The organism is Microbacterium alkaliflavum (assembly GCF_044325405.1).
In the GTDB taxonomy this organism is placed as follows: domain Bacteria; phylum Actinomycetota; class Actinomycetes; order Actinomycetales; family Microbacteriaceae; genus Microbacterium; species Microbacterium alkaliflavum.
On the sequence record NZ_JBIQWL010000011.1, the window covers coordinates 118,635 to 134,181 of the forward strand.

General features: G+C 70.7%; 14 protein-coding genes and 2 pseudogenes. 7 read left to right on the top strand and 9 right to left on the bottom strand.

Features of this window, described 5'->3' with window-relative positions; translation table 11 throughout:
- The first annotated feature begins 22 nt into the window (after positions 1 to 22).
- Entirely contained in the window at positions 23 to 1,387 is a 1,365-nt protein-coding gene (radA, locus tag ACH3VR_RS20280; RefSeq protein WP_397558143.1) for a DNA repair protein RadA, read from the top strand.
- Here radA and ACH3VR_RS20285 read toward each other — a convergent pair.
- From ACH3VR_RS20285 to ACH3VR_RS20310, 6 genes and pseudogenes are all read right to left on the bottom strand, one after another.
- Complete coding sequence (locus ACH3VR_RS20285) at positions 1,384 to 1,785, bottom strand: dehydrogenase (protein WP_397558144.1); 402 nt, start codon at positions 1,783 to 1,785, stop codon at positions 1,384 to 1,386. The genes radA and ACH3VR_RS20285 overlap by 4 nt on opposite strands.
- 259 nt (positions 1,786 to 2,044) lie before the next feature.
- A complete protein-coding gene (locus tag ACH3VR_RS20290) occupies positions 2,045 to 2,761 on the bottom strand; it encodes a FadR/GntR family transcriptional regulator (RefSeq protein WP_397558145.1) in 717 nt (238 codons plus the stop codon).
- A gap of 112 nt (positions 2,762 to 2,873) precedes the next feature.
- The gene (locus ACH3VR_RS20295) at positions 2,874 to 3,647 is read right to left on the bottom strand and encodes a 3-oxoacyl-ACP reductase (RefSeq protein WP_397558146.1); all 774 of its coding nucleotides are present in this window, start codon (positions 3,645 to 3,647) and stop codon (positions 2,874 to 2,876) included.
- Between the two features lie 49 nt (positions 3,648 to 3,696).
- On the bottom strand, positions 3,697 to 5,061 hold the full coding sequence (locus ACH3VR_RS20300) for an aldehyde dehydrogenase family protein (RefSeq protein WP_397558147.1): 1,365 nt from the start codon (positions 5,059 to 5,061) through the stop codon (positions 3,697 to 3,699).
- Positions 5,062 to 5,603: 542 nt separating this feature from the next.
- Positions 5,604 to 6,344, bottom strand: a pseudogene (locus ACH3VR_RS20305) (gamma-glutamyl-gamma-aminobutyrate hydrolase family protein); the annotation flags it as partial.
- Positions 6,325 to 7,680: a glutamine synthetase family protein gene (locus ACH3VR_RS20310; RefSeq protein ID WP_397558148.1), complete on the bottom strand. Its 1,356-nt coding sequence runs from the start codon at positions 7,678 to 7,680 to the stop codon at positions 6,325 to 6,327. The gene ACH3VR_RS20310 and the pseudogene ACH3VR_RS20305, both read right to left, overlap by 20 nt.
- A gap of 152 nt (positions 7,681 to 7,832) precedes the next feature.
- Between ACH3VR_RS20310 and ACH3VR_RS20315 the strand changes: the two genes are divergently transcribed.
- Positions 7,833 to 9,365 carry an amino acid permease gene (locus ACH3VR_RS20315; protein WP_397558149.1) on the top strand — a complete coding sequence of 511 codons (1,533 nt, stop codon included), beginning with the start codon at positions 7,833 to 7,835 and terminating at the stop codon, positions 9,363 to 9,365.
- Between the two features lie 78 nt (positions 9,366 to 9,443).
- Here the strand turns inward: ACH3VR_RS20315 and ACH3VR_RS20320 are convergent, their stop codons facing one another.
- The 3 genes from ACH3VR_RS20320 to ACH3VR_RS20330 are packed head-to-tail and all read right to left on the bottom strand — an operon-like array spanning position 9,444 to position 11,271.
- Positions 9,444 to 10,133, bottom strand: a complete 690-nt coding sequence (locus tag ACH3VR_RS20320) for a hypothetical protein (protein WP_397558150.1) — start codon at positions 10,131 to 10,133, stop codon at positions 9,444 to 9,446.
- A gap of 46 nt (positions 10,134 to 10,179) precedes the next feature.
- Positions 10,180 to 10,680 (bottom strand): amino-acid N-acetyltransferase, encoded by a 501-nt coding sequence (locus ACH3VR_RS20325; RefSeq protein ID WP_397558151.1) that lies wholly within the window; start codon positions 10,678 to 10,680, stop codon positions 10,180 to 10,182.
- A 9-nt stretch (positions 10,681 to 10,689) separates the two neighbouring features.
- Positions 10,690 to 11,271, bottom strand: a complete 582-nt coding sequence (locus ACH3VR_RS20330) for a GNAT family N-acetyltransferase (protein WP_397558152.1) — start codon at positions 11,269 to 11,271, stop codon at positions 10,690 to 10,692.
- Between the two features lie 281 nt (positions 11,272 to 11,552).
- Between ACH3VR_RS20330 and ACH3VR_RS20335 the strand changes: the two genes are divergently transcribed.
- From ACH3VR_RS20335 to ACH3VR_RS20355, 5 genes and pseudogenes are all read left to right on the top strand, one after another.
- Positions 11,553 to 12,278, top strand: a complete 726-nt coding sequence (locus ACH3VR_RS20335; protein WP_397558153.1) for a GntR family transcriptional regulator — start codon at positions 11,553 to 11,555, stop codon at positions 12,276 to 12,278.
- Positions 12,278 to 13,195 carry an N-acetylglucosamine kinase gene (locus ACH3VR_RS20340; RefSeq protein WP_397558154.1) on the top strand — a complete coding sequence of 306 codons (918 nt, stop codon included), beginning with the start codon at positions 12,278 to 12,280 and terminating at the stop codon, positions 13,193 to 13,195. The genes ACH3VR_RS20335 and ACH3VR_RS20340 overlap by 1 nt, the downstream gene beginning before the upstream one ends.
- A 2-nt stretch (positions 13,196 to 13,197) precedes the next feature.
- Positions 13,198 to 13,935 carry an SIS domain-containing protein gene (locus ACH3VR_RS20345; protein ID WP_397558155.1) on the top strand — a complete coding sequence of 246 codons (738 nt, stop codon included), beginning with the start codon at positions 13,198 to 13,200 and terminating at the stop codon, positions 13,933 to 13,935.
- The gene (locus tag ACH3VR_RS20350) at positions 13,932 to 15,368 is read left to right on the top strand and encodes a protein O-GlcNAcase (RefSeq protein WP_397558156.1); all 1,437 of its coding nucleotides are present in this window, start codon (positions 13,932 to 13,934) and stop codon (positions 15,366 to 15,368) included. Before ACH3VR_RS20345 ends, ACH3VR_RS20350 begins: the two co-directional genes overlap by 4 nt.
- Positions 15,365 to 15,547 (top strand): annotated as a pseudogene (locus tag ACH3VR_RS20355) (hypothetical protein); the annotation flags it as partial. The gene ACH3VR_RS20350 and the pseudogene ACH3VR_RS20355, both read left to right, overlap by 4 nt.

Here is a 15,547-nt window from a genome sequence, read left to right on the forward strand (position 1 = left end):
GACCTCCGGTTAGCCTGATCGCATGGCGACCCGACGACCCCTGACCGCGGCGTACCGGTGCACCGAGTGCGGATGGACGGCGGTCAAATGGGTCGGCCGGTGCGGCGAGTGCCAGCAGTGGGGGACGGTCGTCGAGTCGGCCGAGCAGACCGGCATCGTGCGCTCGGTCTCACCCATCACGCCCGCGGCCGACCGCGCCGCGCAGCCGATCACGCGCCTCACGACGAGCGAGGCTCCGCGCCGCACGACGGGCGTCGGCGAGTTCGACCGTGTCCTCGGGGGCGGGCTCGTGCCGGGGGCGGCCATCCTGCTGTCGGGCGAGCCTGGTGTCGGCAAGTCGACGCTGCTCCTCGAGGTCGCGGCCCAGTCGGCGCGCGCCGGGCGGCGCGTGCTCTACGCGTCGGCGGAGGAGTCGACGGCACAGGTGCGGCTGCGTGCCGAGCGCACGGGGGCTCTGCACGACGAGCTCTTCCTCGCGAGCGAGATCGACCTCGCGACGATCCTCGGGCACGTCGACGACGTGCGGCCCGACCTGCTCATCGTCGACTCGGTGCAGACCGTGTCGTCCGGGTTGTCGGAGGGCATGGCCGGGCATCCGTCGCAGGTACGGGAGGTGGCATCCACGCTCATCCGCGTCGCGAAGGACCGCGATCTGCCCGTCGTCATCGTCGGGCACGTCACGAAAGACGGCTCGATTGCAGGGCCGCGCATTCTCGAGCACCTCGTCGACGTCGTGTGCCACTTCGAGGGCGACCGCCAGACGTCGCTGCGCTTCGTGCGTGCGCTGAAGAACCGCTTCGGCCCCACGGATGAGGTGGGATGCTTCGATATGGCCGGCGACGGCATCGCCGAGGTCGCCGACCCGAGCGCCCTGTTCCTCGGCCACGGCGCCCCGGTCGCGGGCACGTGCGTGACGATCGCGCTCGAGGGTCGGCGCGCCCTGCCGGTCGAGGTGCAGGCCCTGACCATCAAGAACCCCGGTCCCAACCCGCGGCGCATCGTGAGCGGCGTCGACGCGGCCCGCGTTGCGATGATCCTCGCGGTGCTCGAGCGCCGCGCCGGCGTCCAGGTGTCCGACAAAGACGTCTACGTGTCCACCGTGGGCGGCGTGCGCCTTGTCGAGCCCGCGGCCGACCTCGCGATCGCGGTCGCAATAGCCGGGGCGGTGCGCGACAAGGCCCTGCCGAAGGGCACGGCGGCGATCGGCGAGCTCAGCCTCGCGGGCGAGATCCGGCCCGTCGCGCAGGGCGCGCAGCGGCGATCCGAGGCCGCGCGGCTCGGCTACAAGACGGTGGTGGATGCCTCGTCGGAGGCGCTCGACAAGGCGCTGCGCGACCTCATCACGCGTGGTCGGCCGAGCCTGGCCGAAGGCGTGCCCGACTTCTAAGCGTCCAGCGCCCTGATGACCTCGTCGGGCGTGGCCTGCATGGGGTGCGGGCCTGCGATATCGAAGAACACCGTCGTGATCGCGGAGCCGTGCGTGCTGAGGAACGCGCGCAGCGCCCCAGGCGACTGCAGCGCGACGGCGGGCGGGAGCGCGGCGGGCTTGTGCTTCGCGTCGCTGAAGAGGAGGAGGGCGATGTCGCCCGTGTTGGGGTCGCGGTAGGTCCAGACCTCGCCGACGTCGATCGGATTGTCGCGATCGCCGGGCTTCATGAGGGGCACGACCGTCGGGCCGTGCCGGAGCGCGAAGGCGACGGCCGCCATGTCCTGCGTCTGCAGGGCGTCGCTCAGCGCCGTGTTGCGGAACTCGAGGGGTTCCTTCTTCGCGCGCTTCTTGGCCATCCCACCAGCGTAGACGGCGCGGTCGCCGAGCCCCTCGCCGGGGACGGCGCGCACGACTGCGCGGGCGGATCGCCCGACGCGCCGATGCGCGCCGGCGCGTCGACCCGAATCCCCGCAGTTGTGCACACTCCGGGGCACGCCCAGGACGCGCCTCAGCCGGGGGCGGCGAGCACAGCTGCGGGGATCTCGCGCGACGCGCCGATGCGCGCCGGCGCGTCGGTCGCAATCCCCGCAGCTGTGCACGCCGCGAGGGCCCGCCTCAGCCGAGGAAGCCGCGCAGCAGGGCCTCCGACCCGGCGAGGTGCTCGAGGATGGCCGCCTCCGCGGCATCCGGTCTTCCCGCCAGGATCGCCGTGACGATGGCCTCGTGCTGGGCGTTCGAGTGCTCGATGTTGCGCGGCAGCAGCGGGAACGTGTCGAGCCACGCGTTGACGCGCGCGCGGTTCTCGGCGAGGAGCGCGACGAGCGACGGGATGCCGGCGACCTCGGCGATCGTCAGGTGGAGCATCGTGTCGAGGCGGCGGTAGTCGGCCTCGCCGGCGCCGCAGGCCTCTTCGTGCCGCGCCCACAGTTCGGCGCGGATCTCGGGCGAGAGGGTGCGCGCGGCGGCCGTTCGCGCGGCACCGCCTTCCAGCACCCGCCGCAGGCCGAGCACGTCTTCGAGCTCCTCGGCGGGAACCGACGACCGCTCCGACGGGCGAGGCAGCGGATCGGCGACGAACGTGCCGCCGTACCGGCCCCGCCGCCGGACGAGGAATCCCGTGTCGGCGAGCTCGCGGATCGCCTCGCGCACCGTATCCCGGCTCACGGCGTACAGCGCGGCGAGCTCGCGTTCGGGCGGCAGCGACTCCCCCGGCGCCACGACGCCGAGCCGGATCGTCTGCACGAGCCGCGCGACGGTGTCTTCTAGCGCGTTGCCCTCGCGCACGGGCCGGTAGACGGCCCGGCGCACTTCGCGGAGCGGCGCGTCGGTCATGATCGGCCTCGGAGGCGTGCCGCATCACGGCCGCTTGTGACGGAAGTCGCCTGACACGCCGGGCGAGGCATCCATCCGCCCCATCCAGCCGAGATGCGGGACACGTCCGGCCTCACAGCGGCGTGACGTAGGCGTTGGTGATGCCGCCGTCGACGACGAACGCGGTCGCCGTGATGAACGACGCGTCGTCGGACGCGAGGAACGCGACGGCGGCCGCCATCTCCTCGGGCTCGGCGAAGCGTCCGACCGGCACGTGGACGAGGCGCCGCTGGGCGCGCTCCGGGTCCTTCGCGAAGAGCTCCTGCAGGAGCGGCGTGTTGACCGGCCCGGGGCACAGCGCGTTGACCCGGATGCCCTGCCGCGCGAACTGCACGCCGAGTTCGCGCGTCATCGCGAGCACGCCGCCCTTCGACGCCGTGTACGAGATCTGCGATGTGGCCGATCCGAGCAGCGCGACGAACGACGCCGTGTTGATGATCGACCCCCGCCCCTGCGGCACCATGTGGCGCAGCGCCGCGCGCGAGCAGAGGTACACGCTCTTGAGGTTGACGTCCTGCACGCGGTCCCACGCGGGCAGCTCCGTCGTCTCGATCGAGTCGTCGTCGGCGGGCGAGATCCCGGCGTTGTTGAAGGCGATGTCGAGCCGCCCGAACTGGTCGAATACCCCGTCGAAGAGGGCGTCGACGGATGCCTCGTCGGCGACGTCGACGTGGCGGTACAGGCCGTTCACCTCGGCCGCGGCCTTCTCGCCGGTCGCAGGGTCGAGATCGGCGATCACGACGGCGGCGCCCTCCGCGGCGAACCGGCGGGCAGTGGCGAGCCCGATGCCCGAGGCGCCGCCCGTGATGATCGCGACCCGGTCTTTCAGTCGTGCTGTCAGATCCATGTGTTCCTCCGGTTCGGGGTCGTGGGGCGCGAGGATGCGGGCGAGGCCGTCACGAGGCATCCGTCGCGAAGAAGACGTTCTTGGTCTCGGTGAAGTGCTCGGCGGCGTCCGGGCCGAGCTCACGGCCGAGGCCCGAGGCCTTCATGCCGCCGAAGGGCGTCCAGTAGCGCACCGACGAGTGCGAGTTGACCGACAGCACCCCGCTCTTGACCCCGCGCGCGACACGGACGGCGCGACCGAGATTCTCGGTCCAGAGCGACCCCGCGAGTCCGTAGATCGTGTCGTTCGCGAGGCGGATGGCATCGGCCTCGTCGTCGAACGGCAGCACCGCGACCACCGGCCCGAAGACCTCTTCGCGCGCGATGCGATCCTCGCGCGACGCGAGCACGACCGTCGGCGCGAACCAGAAGCCGTCTCCTCCCGGCGCCGAGCCGCGGAAGGCGATGTCGGCACCGTCGAGGAATCCACCGACCGTCGAGCGGTGCGCGGCCGAGATGAGCGGGCCCATCTCGGTCGTCTCGAGTGCCGGGTCGCCGACCCGCCACGCCTGCACGGCGGGCTCGAGCAGCTCGAGGAACCGGTCGTACACCGACCGTTCGACCAGGATGCGGCTGCGTGCGCAGCAGTCCTGACCGGCGTTGTCGAACACGGCGCCGGGTGCCGACGCGGCGGCCTTCTCGAGGTCGGCGTCGGCGAAGACGATGTTGGCGCTCTTGCCGCCGAGCTCCAGGGTCACGGGCTTGAGCCCTGCGGCGCAGCCGGCGGCGACCTCGACACCGACCGAGGTCGACCCGGTGAAGACGACCTTCCGCACGTCGGGATGCGAGACGAAGCGCTGCCCGACCACGGATCCGGAGCCCGTGATGACCGTGAAGAGGCCTTCGGGCAGGCCGGCTTCGAGAGCGAGCTCGCCGATCCGCACGGCTGTGAGGGGCGTGAGCTCCGCGGGTTTGAGGACGACCGCGTTGCCCGCGGCGAGCGCCGGCGCAAAGCCCCACGACGCGATCGTCATCGGGAAGTTCCACGGCACGATGATCCCGACGACGCCGAACGGCTCGTGGAACGTCACGTCGAGACCGCCGGCGACGGGGATCTGCTGCCCGCTCAGCCGTTCGGGCGCGCCCGCGGAGAAGTTGAGCACCTGCGCGACGTGCGACGCCTCCCATCGCGCGGACGAGACTGGATGCCCCGAATTGCGCACCTCGATCGCCGCGAGCTCTTCGACGTGGGCCTCGACGACGCGGGCGAACGACCGGAGCGCGTCGGCGCGCGCGACCGGCGGCAGCGCCGCCCAGGCCCGCTGCGCGACGACGGCGCGGGCGATCGCTGCGTCGACCTCTTCGACGGAGGCGCGCGGGACGTCCTGGAAGGACACGCCCGTGGCGGGGTTGATGAGGGTGAAGGTGCTGGTCATGACGCCACCGCCGATGGACCTGAGGTGCCGGGGTTCCTCGGAAGGTGCGATCTCGACCCCTCGACAAGCTCGGGGACTGGGGAGGAGTCAGGCTCGGGGACCGGGGAGGAGTCAGGCTCGGGGACCGGGGAGGAGTCAAGCTCGGGGACCGGGGAGGAGTCAAGCTCGGGGACCGGGGAGGAGTCAGGCTCGGGGACCGGGGAGGAGTCAAGCTCGGGGACCGGGGAGGAGTCGAGCTCGGGGACCTGGGAGGAGTCAGTCTCGGGGACCGGGGAGAAGTCAGACTCGGGGACCGGGGAGAAGTCAGACTCGGGGACCGGGGAGAAGTCAGACTCGGGGACCGGGGAGAAGTCAGACTCGGGGACCGGGGAGAAGTCAGACTCGGGGACCGGGGAGAAGTCAGACTCGGGGACCGGGGAGAAGTCAGACTCGGGGACCGGGGAGGAGTCAAGCTCGGGGACCGGGGAGGAGTCAGGCTCGGGGACCGGGGAGGAGTCAAGCTCGGGGACCGGGGAGGAGTCAGGCTCTGGGACCGAATCCCGGCGCGCAGCCGCGTAGGTCGCCGCCTCGGCCACAAGCCCCTCGAAGAGCCGGATGTCTTCGGCGTTCTCCTCGGGATGCCACTGCACGCCCACGACGTACCCCTCACCCTCGGACTCGAAGGCCTGCACGAGACCGTCGTCGGTCGCGGCGGTCACGACGAGTCCGTCGCCCAGCCGGTCGACGCCCTGGTGGTGGTAGCTGTGCACGTCGATGGGCCCCGCGCCGACGAGATCGGCAAGCGAAGACCCCGCCGCCACCTTGACGACGTTCGTCGCGAAGACGCCCCCACCGATCCGGTACCGCTCGGTGCCGAGCGCCTCGGGGAGGTGCTGGTGGAGCGTGCCGCCGCGCGCCACGTTGACCAGCTGCAGCCCGCGGCAGATGGCGAGCACCGGCATCCGTCGTTCCTCCGCGCCCCGGAACAGGGCGAGCTCCCACTCGTCGCGATCCGCGCGGGCGGCGTCGGTGAGGGGGTGCCGCTCGGCGCCGTACAGCTCGGGCTGCACGTCGGCACCACCCGTCAGGATGAGCCCGTCGAGCCCGTCGAGCACCGCGGCCGCAGCATCCCGAACCGGCTGCGGCGGAAGGAGCACGGCGATGCCGCCCGCCGCCGTCACCGAGTCGAAGTACTGCTGCGGGAGGAAGGCCGCGCGCACGTCCCAGACTCCCTGCTTCGCCTGCTCGAGATACGTCGTCAGGCCGACGACGGGCGGACGCACGTCAGAGTCGTTCGAAGCCACGCACGCGCTCCCAGTCCGTCACAGCGGCATCGTAGGCCTCGACCTCGATGCGCGCCTGATTCAGATAGTGTTCGACCATCTCATCGCCGAAGGCGCTGCGTGCGATGGACGAGTCCGCGAAGAGCTGGGTGGCCTCGCGCAGCGTCGTCGGAAGGTGGTCGACCCCGGAAGCATACGCATTGCCGCGCAGCGCCTCGGGGAGTGCCAGCTCGTTCTCGACGCCGTGCAGTCCGCCCGCGATGATCGCCGCGATGCCGAGGTACGGATTGACGTCGCCACCGGGCACGCGGTTCTCGACCCGGAGCGACGACCCGTGTCCCACGACGCGCAGCGCGCACGTGCGGTTGTCGACGCCCCACGCGACGCCCGTGGGCGCGAACGAGCCCTTCGCGTACCGCTTGTACGAGTTGACGTTCGGCGCGTAGAGGAGCGTGAACTCGCGGAGGGTCGCGAGGATGCCGGCGATCCAGTGCTCCATCAGCGGACTGAAGCCGTGCGCCCCCTCACCCGCCATGACGGGCGCGCCGTCGCTGGAACGCACCGATAGGTGGATGTGGCAGCTGTTGCCCTCGCGCTCGTTGTACTTGGCCATGAACGTGATCGCCTTGCCGTGCCGGTCGGCGATGGCCTTCGCGCCGTTCTTGTAGATCGCGTGCTGGTCGGCGGTCTCGAGCGCCTCCGCATAGCGGAAGGCGATCTCCTGCTGGCCGAGGTTGCACTCCCCCTTGACGCCCTCCGTGTAGAGGCCGGCGCCGTCCATCGAGAGGCGGATGTCGCGCAGCAGCGGCTCGAGGCGCCCCGACGCGAGCAGGTCGTAGTCGACGTTGTAGTCGGTCGACGGCTTCAGGTCACGGTAGCCCTTCGCCCAGGCATCCCGGTATGTCTCGTCGAAGACGATGAACTCGAGCTCCGTCCCGGAGTAGGCGACCAGGTCCCGCTCGGCCAGACGCGTGCGCTGCGCCTTGAGGATCTCGCGCGGCGACTGGACGACGGGCGCGCCGCTCTCCCAGCCGAGGTCGGCCATGACGAGGGCCGAGCCGGGGAGCCACGGGATGCTGCGGAGCGTCGCGGGGTCGGGAAGCAGCATCATGTCGCCGTAGCCGGTCTCCCAACTCGACATGGCGTAGCCGTCGACGGTGTTCATGTCGACGTCGACCGACAAGAGGTAGTTGCAGGCCTCGGCCCCGTGCGCCAGCACCTCCTCCTGGAACAGGCGGGCCGAGACGCGCTTTCCGACGAGACGGCCCTGCGCATCGGCGAACGCGACCACGACCGTGTCGATGTCGCGTGCCTCGATTGCGGCATCCAGTTCGGCAACGCTGAGATTCCCCGGCATCCGTCCCCCTCTCGTCGAGCACGCGTCGTCGCTGTGCGCCCGTCCACCATAACCAGCAACTTGGCCGCAAAGGTAGACACAGCCAACCAATAGACGCCACAATCATGCGCAAGGCGCACCCCCGCCTCTTACCCGAGCGCCACGGAGGACCCATGTCACAGTCGAACGGCGATGCCCGGAAGGTCGCGGGAGCGACCTATAACCGCGCCGGCCAGGACTATTTCCAGAAACGGACCCTCAAGAGATCGGCCGGCGTGTGGGGGCTCTGGGGCCTCGCGGTCGCCGCCGTCATCTCGGGCGACTTCTCCGGCTGGAACTTCGGCATCGACTTCGCCGGCTTCGGCGGGATGCTGATCGCCTTCGCGATCCTCGTGCTCATGTACTACGGCATGATCTTCTCGATCGGCGAGATGGCGGCCGCGATGCCCCACACCGGCGGCGCCTACTCCTTCGCACGCTCAGCCATGGGGCCGTGGGGCGGCCTGGTGACGGGGGCGGCGGAGACGATCGAGTACGTCGCCACGACGGCGGTCATCGTCTATTTCTCGGCCTCGTACGCGGATGCCATCACGAGCGAGCTGCTCGGCTTCTCGATGCCGACATGGGTCTGGTGGATCATCCTCTACGTCGTGTTCATCGCCCTGAATGCGGCGGGCGCGTCGATCTCGTTCAAGTTCGCGATCGTCGTGTCGATCATCTCGATCGCGATCATCCTGGTGTTCTCCGCCATGGCGGTCTTCTCCGGCGCGTTCTCGTGGGATGCCCTGTGGGACATCGCCCCCGACGACGGGCAGAGCCTCTTCCTGCCGCACGGCGTCATCCCGATCCTGTTCGCCCTCCCCTACGCGATGTGGTTCTTCCTCGGCATCGAGGAGCTCCCGCTCGCGGCCGAGGAGTCGCACAACCCGGAGCGCGACATCCCGCGCGCCGGCTTCATCGCCCGCACCACGCTCATCGTCACGGGCCTGCTCGTGCTGTTCCTCAACACCGGCGTCCTGGGCGCTGAGGCGACCGGCACAGCGGGCGAGCCGCTGCTCGACGGCTTCCGCGCGATCGTCGGCGACCAGCTCGCCGCGGTGCTGGCCCTCTTCGCCCTCATCGGGCTGCTCGCCTCGCTGCAGGGCATCATGTTCGCGTACGGCCGCAACATGTACTCGCTCTCGCGCGCCGGCTACTATCCGCGGTTCCTGTCCCTCACCGGCAAGCGGCAGACGCCGTGGGTCGCGCTCGTCGTCGGCGCCGTGATCGGATGGGTCGCGCTCCTGCTCGTCGACGCGCTGGGCGGCACGGGCGGTGTCGCGGGCGCGATCGTCCTGAACATCGCGATCTGGGGCGCGGTGATCGCCTACACGCTGCAGATGGTGTCGTACGTCATCCTGCGCCGGAAGTATCCGAACGCGAACCGCCCGTACCGGAGCCCGTGGGGCATCCCGGGCGCCGTGGTCGCCGGCGCGGTCTCGATCCTGATCTTCTTCGGATTCTTCATCAACGAGCCCGCCCGCCCCGCGATCCTCGCGATCGGCGTCGTCTACGTCATCATCCTGATCGGGTTCGCCCTCTACTTCCGGCACCGCCTCGTGCTCTCGCCCGAGGAGGAGTACGCACTGTCGGGCGGCCAGCACGGCGACCCGCAGTCGGAGGGCTACGACGCCATGGAGGGCGAGGTCTTCGACGGCAAGCCGTAGGAGTCGGCCGGGAGGCTTCAGGAGGGCCGGGCGCCGCGAGGCTGCCCGGCCCTCCGCCCGTTCGGGGTGGGCGCCCGTTCAGTAGAGAAGGATCTGCTTCGACTGGGATGCCGGGATGCCGCCGATCTCGACGGTCACGTGGTACGACGCGCCACCCGCCGGCGCGACGGGGCGGTTGCTCGTGTCGCAGGTCGACACCGAGGAGCGCGTGCGGTCCCAGACCACCGGCGTCGCACTCGACACGGTCTGGCCGGCCGCGAGCGTCACGACCATGTCACTCGGCTCGGTCTGACAGTCGGTCGAGCGCCACCACACGTCGTTGCCGCTCGTGACCGTGAAGACCTGCGTCGTCGTCCCCACGTTGAGGGTGCAGTCGACGGCGCCCTGGTTCGTCAGCGTGATGGACAGCTGCGGGTTCCGGCCGGCCTGGTAGGTGTCGGCATCCGTCAGCGCCTCGACGAGGACGTCGCTCGAACGGCATGCCTTGGCGGTGCCGGTCGCCGCCGGAGTCGGCTCAGGCGTCGGCGTCGCCTCCGTGACCGGAGTCGCGGTGGGGGTCGGCGTGGCCGTGGGGGTCGGGGTCGCCGAGCGCGATGTGGTGGGCGTGGGAGTGGGCTGCGCCCCGAGCGCGAGCCCACGCCACGGCTGCGCGATGAGCAGCCACGCGACTCCCGCGGCGAGGAGGAGCACCGCGATGAGCATGACGAGACGCCGCCGGCGGTAGACCGCCGGAGAGTGACGTCGCCGTCGGGCACGGGCTCGGGTCATGAATCCAGGCTAAGCGGGCGCGTCGCAGTGGGCGACCGCGACGCAGTCAGAGCTGCTTGAGCATCCGGGTGTTGCCGAGGGTGTTCGGCTTGACGTGGGCGAGGTCGAGGAACTCCGCGACGCCCTCGTCAGGCGACCGGATGAGCTGCGAGTAGACGTCGGGGTCGACGACCTGCTCGCCGATCGGCGAGAAGCCGCGGCGCGTGAAGAAGTCGACCTCGAACGTCAGGCAGAACAGCCGGGTCAGCCCGAGCGCGCGGGCGTTCTGCTCGAGCGCCTCGACGATCTCACGGCCGACGCCGTGGTGCAGCCACTCGTCGACGACGATGAGCGTGCGCACCTCGCCGAGGTCTTCCCACATGACGTGCAGAGCGCCGCATCCGATGAGCCGGCCGGTCTCGTCCTCCGCGACGAGGAACTGCTGCACCGACTCGTACAGCACGACGATGTCCTTGCCCAGCAGGATCCGACGTTGCACGAACGGGTCGAGCATCTCCCAGATCCCGCGCACGTCCGACGCTTGGGCAGGGCGGACGAGGAAGCTCACCCCTCAAGCCTAGAGTCGACGACCCATGTACAGCGTCGAGTCGCTGCGAACGACGTCGACGAAGCCGAGACGTCGGTAGAAGCGGATGGCCCCTGCATTGTCAGCGCCCACGCCGAGGTGGATGCCGCGGGTGCCGTCGGCGGCGAGGAAGGCCAGCAGGTCTCCGATCAGCACGCTTCCGAGCCCTCTCCCCTGCAGCCGTGAGAGCAGGTCGATGTGCAGGTGCGCCGGAAACTCGTCCACGACCTCTTCAGGCGCCAGCTCGGGTGAGTGAAGCAGCTCGACGATCTCCTGATCCGAGATCGACCGGGCGCGCCCGAGCGGATGATCGGCGCGCAGCCCGGGGAGCCAGTGCCGCTCCACCCACGCCTCGTGAGCACGGGTGTCGCGCGCACACAGCAGGTACCCGCCGACACCCTCGTCGTCGACGACGACGACCGAGCGGGTCCCCGGGGCGACGAGGTAGGGACCGACGTAGACATGCCCGAGCAGCTCGGGAGAGCGCGTCGAGCCGTCGGAAGGAAGCCCCGTCTCGTGGCAGACGCGGTACGCCGCCGGAAGGTCGTCGAGTCGTGTGGGACGTGTGAGCACGCCGACACGATAGCCCAGAGGCGCAGTCGTTCCTGCGAAGTCGCTGACGATCACGCAGAGTGGTCTAGTCCGTCGGGAGCCGCCGATGGTGCCGGATGGTCTAGTCGGAGGCGGTGTTGAGCGCGGTAATCCCGCGGGTTTCCGGCGCATGAGACACCCCAAGCGGTCCATCCGCTCGTCCCTGGCCTGCGTCGAAGTGGTCTAAGAACCGGTTTGCACTTCGGGCTCGGATGGGTTGTACTCTCCGGGTGCTTTCAACGTCGAAGACACGCACTCGCGGCTTGCTGCGCGGACGACTGCGTGACCTGATCGCCGAGCTCGGCCCCGGGCGTCGGCTGCCGAGCGAGCGCGACCTCTCCGCCGATTGGGGCGTCGCCCGCATGACGCTCCGCGGCGCTGTCGACGAACTCGTCGCGGAGGGGCTCCTCGAGCGTCGCCACGGGTCGGGTACTTACACGGTCTTCAGTCCCGTGCTGCGCGTCATCGGTCTCACGTCCTTCACGCACGACATGCGCTCCCGCGGTATCGAGCCGAGCAGCCGCATCCTCGACTTCCGCACGATCACGGCCGACGACGCACTCGCATCCCGCCTCCACATCCCGGTCGGATCGCCCGTGTTCTGGGTCTCCCGACTTCGGCTGGGCAACGCCGAGCCGGTCGCCATCGAGAGCGTCCGGATCCCCGTCTCGTATGCACCGCAGCTGACGCGCGCAGACCTCGAAGGTTCGCTGTACGAGGTTCTCGCTGCGCGCCACGCGCTCGTCGCGAGTGCGGCGAGCATGCGCATCGAGCCCGTCCTGCCCGACCCTGCGAGCGCCGAGCTCCTCGGAATCGGCGGGGACCAGGCATGCCTCCGCGTGCGCATGGTCGATACCGATCGAACAGGACGCGTCGTCATGCTGGCCACCTGCCTCTACCGCGGCGACAAGTATCAGCTGCGCGCCCAGGTCGGGGGCGCCGTCGACGGACCCGGGGGCGCTGCCGGCGAACCGGAGGGCGACTCGTGATGACGGATGCTGCGCCCCGTGTCCTCGCCGTCGACGGCGGTCAGTCCACGATCCGCGTACGGCACTCGTCGGGCCTGGGGGCCGTCGTCCCCGGCGTGAGCTGGCGCGGTCCGAGCACAGTGCCGGCGACCGCCGCGGCGATCCTGGACTCGTGGCGCCTGGCCGGTGCCGAGCCCGTCGATGTCGCGGTGCTGGGCCTGACGACCGTGCCGGACGACGGCGAGGGATCGGCCCGACTCGCGCAGCTCGTGGCCGACGGACTCAAGACCGACAGGATCGTCCTCTGCGACGACGGCCTCACTTCACACGCGGGCGCCTTCGGCGGCGACTGGGGGGTGGCGCTCTCGATCGGCACGGGCGTCGCATGTGCCGTGCGCGGGCCGGAGCAGGCCACGACGCGCCTGGTCGGCGGGCACGGGTATCTGCTCGGCGACGAGGGCGGCGCCTTCTGGATCGGCAGAGCGGGGATCGTCGCGGCGCTGCGCGCCGCCGACGGCCGTGGGCCGTCCACGGCGCTCGGCGCGGCGGCCGAGGCCCGCTTCGGCGCAGCGTCCGGCATCCCGATCCGTCTGCACTCCTCCGAGCGCGCGGTCGACGAGATCGCCCACTTCGCACCCGAGGTGCTCACCGCTGCCCGCCACGGGGACGCGGTCGCCCAGGGCATCGTCGATGATGCCGTGGCGGAGCTCGCACTCGTCGCTCGGACGGCACGTCGAGACGCCGGTGCGCACGACGGCACGCCGCTCGTCATCCTGGGCCGGCTCGGAGCCGAGCTCGCTCCCCGGGTCGTGGAGCGCCTGAGCGATGATCCCGACGCATTCGCACCGAGGGCGCCGCTCGGCGATGCCCTCGACGGCGCACTCCTGCTGGCGCACTCCGCCGCCGACGACGGCCTTCACATCTGGACGAGAGGTTGACCATGACTGACGAATCCGCATCCGACGAACCGGGCCGCCGCTACCTCGCCCGCGTGGTCCATCTCCTCCAGGACGTGCTCGACACGCAGTGGGACGCCATCGCGCGGGCGGCGGACGCCGTGGCGGCTGCGCTCCGCGGTGGTCGAGAGGTCCACGCGTTCGGCTCCGGGCACTCGCACATGCTCGCCGAGGAGCTGTTCTACCGCGCGGGCGGGCTCGCCGACGTGCGCCCCATGCTCTTCGAGGGACTCATGCTGCACGCGAACGCGCCGCTCAGCACGCGCCTCGAGCGCCTGCCGGGTCTCGCGAGCCAGCTCCTCGACGACCACGGAGTCTCCGCCGGCGATGTGCTGATGGTGTTCTCCAACTCCGGACGCAATCAGGTCGCGACCGAGCTCGCCGCCGCGGCACGCGACAGAGGACTCACCGTGATCGCGGTCACGAGCCTCACCCACTCGCGTGCAACGGCCCCGCGCGGCGGCGGCAGCCGCCTCTTCGAACTGGCCGACATCGTGATCGACAACCGCGGCGAACTGGGCGATGCGACGGTCGAGGTGCCGGGCTTCGACCGTCGCGTGGCCCCCACATCGACCGCCGTCGGCGCCGCGATCGTGAACGCCGTCGTCGCCCAGAGCGTCGGGATCGCCGTGGCAGCCGGCGTCCAGCCGCGCGTGTACGCCAGCAGCAACATCGACGCGGGGGATGCGATCAACGGCGCACTCCTGGAGCAGCGGTCATGACCGGCCTCGACGCTGTGCGCACGGATGAGGTCGCCGCTGCGCGCGCGGATGAGGAGGCCTTCGCCATCCGCGGCGTCGTCGAGGGGTTCTACGGCACGCCGTGGACGCACGCAGACCGGCTCGAGATGATCCGCTTCGTCGGCGAGCGCGGCATGAATCGGTTCGTGTACTCGCCCAAAGACGATCCCTTCCTCCGTCGCGACTGGGCTCATCCGTACGGTGCCGCGGAGCTCGCGGAGCTCGCGGAGCTCGTGACGGCCTGCGAAGCGGCCGGCGTCGAGCTGCTCTTCTGCCTGTCGCCGGGTCTCAGCATCCGCTACTCCGACGAGGGCGATGCCGCGCGCCTCCTGGACAAGTTCGCGTCCGTGGCCGCGCTCGGCATCCGCCACTTCGGCCTGCTCGTCGACGACGTCCCCCAGCGCCTGCAGCACGACGCGGACATCGCGCGCTACGGATCGATCGCCGAGGCGCAGGCGACCCTCGCGAACACCGCCTTCCGCGGGCTCCGCGACCGCGTCCCGGGCTCGTCCCTCATCGTGTGCCCCACGCAGTACTGGGGCTCCGGCGACGAGCCGTACGTCGCGGAGCTCGGCCGGCTGCTCGCACCGGGCATCGGACTCTTCTGGACCGGCCGCGCGATCTGCTCGGCGACGCTGGACACCGCCGACGCCGAGGTCTTCGCGCGCGCGGCGGGACGTCGGCCGACCTATTGGGACAACTACCCGGTGAACGACGTCGCGATGGGCCACGAGCTGCACGTCGGCCCGTACCGGGGGCGGGCGGCCGACCTGCCGCGCGGCGCGGAGGGGATCATCGCGAATGCGATGGAGCGCTTCGAGTCGTCGAAGATCGCCATCGCCACGATCGCCGACTACCTTCGCGCGCCCTCGGAGTACGACCCGGAGAAGAGCTGGGACGCCGCACTGCGCGCCGTAGCCGGCCGGGACGCCGACGCCTACCGCGACTTCGCCGACAACTCCCGTTCGTCGTGCCTGAGCCAGCTCGATGCACCGGAGGTGACGTTCGCCCTCGAGGAGCACACCTTCGGGATGCTGGTGGGCGACGTCGATCGCGCCGTACGGACGCTGCGCCCGCTCGCGGATCGCCTCGCGGCATCCGCTCATCACCTCCTTCACGAGCCCGTCGAGAATCAGCGGCTCGTCGACGAGGGCCGAGCCTGGATCGAGGCACTGGCCGTCGGCGCGCGCGCGATGCAGATCATCGCGCAGCTCACCGTCGACGGCCGGCTCGAGGCGGACGGCCCCGGCGCGCTCCGGCCCCTGCTCGAGGACCTGCGCGCGCGCCGCGTGCGCATCTTCGGCGACGTACTCGACATGACCCTGTCCGATATCTGCACCTACTCCTCCTCAACCGAACCGCACCGAGAGCGCTCATCGCAGAGCCGCTCCCTCACCCAGAAAGAACAGCAGTGAACAGAAGCCTTTCCCTCGTCACCGCGATTGCCGTGACCGGTGTCGCGGTGGTCGCCCTGACCGGCTGTGCCGGCGGCGCGTCCAGCGCGGATGATAAGACGCTGCGGGTGGCGATGGGTTCGCCTGGTGAGGCGCAGATTCGTGTGTGGGAGTCGGTCGCTGAGCAGTTCGAGGCTGCC

Coding starts and splice junctions, on each gene's coding strand:
- ACH3VR_RS20350 (WP_397558156.1), top strand. CDS start 13,932: ATGACCGGCCTCGACGCTGTGCGCACGGATGAGGTCGCCGCTGCGCGC.
- ACH3VR_RS20300 (WP_397558147.1), bottom strand. CDS start 5,061: ATGACCAGCACCTTCACCCTCATCAACCCCGCCACGGGCGTGTCCTTC.
- ACH3VR_RS20295 (WP_397558146.1), bottom strand. CDS start 3,647: ATGGATCTGACAGCACGACTGAAAGACCGGGTCGCGATCATCACGGGC.
- ACH3VR_RS20345 (WP_397558155.1), top strand. CDS start 13,198: ATGACTGACGAATCCGCATCCGACGAACCGGGCCGCCGCTACCTCGCC.
- ACH3VR_RS20290 (WP_397558145.1), bottom strand. CDS start 2,761: ATGACCGACGCGCCGCTCCGCGAAGTGCGCCGGGCCGTCTACCGGCCC.
- ACH3VR_RS20320 (WP_397558150.1), bottom strand. CDS start 10,133: ATGACCCGAGCCCGTGCCCGACGGCGACGTCACTCTCCGGCGGTCTAC.
- ACH3VR_RS20310 (WP_397558148.1), bottom strand. CDS start 7,680: ATGCCGGGGAATCTCAGCGTTGCCGAACTGGATGCCGCAATCGAGGCA.
- ACH3VR_RS20285 (WP_397558144.1), bottom strand. CDS start 1,785: ATGGCCAAGAAGCGCGCGAAGAAGGAACCCCTCGAGTTCCGCAACACG.
- ACH3VR_RS20340 (WP_397558154.1), top strand. CDS start 12,278: ATGACGGATGCTGCGCCCCGTGTCCTCGCCGTCGACGGCGGTCAGTCC.
- ACH3VR_RS20315 (WP_397558149.1), top strand. CDS start 7,833: ATGTCACAGTCGAACGGCGATGCCCGGAAGGTCGCGGGAGCGACCTAT.
- radA (WP_397558143.1), top strand. CDS start 23: ATGGCGACCCGACGACCCCTGACCGCGGCGTACCGGTGCACCGAGTGC.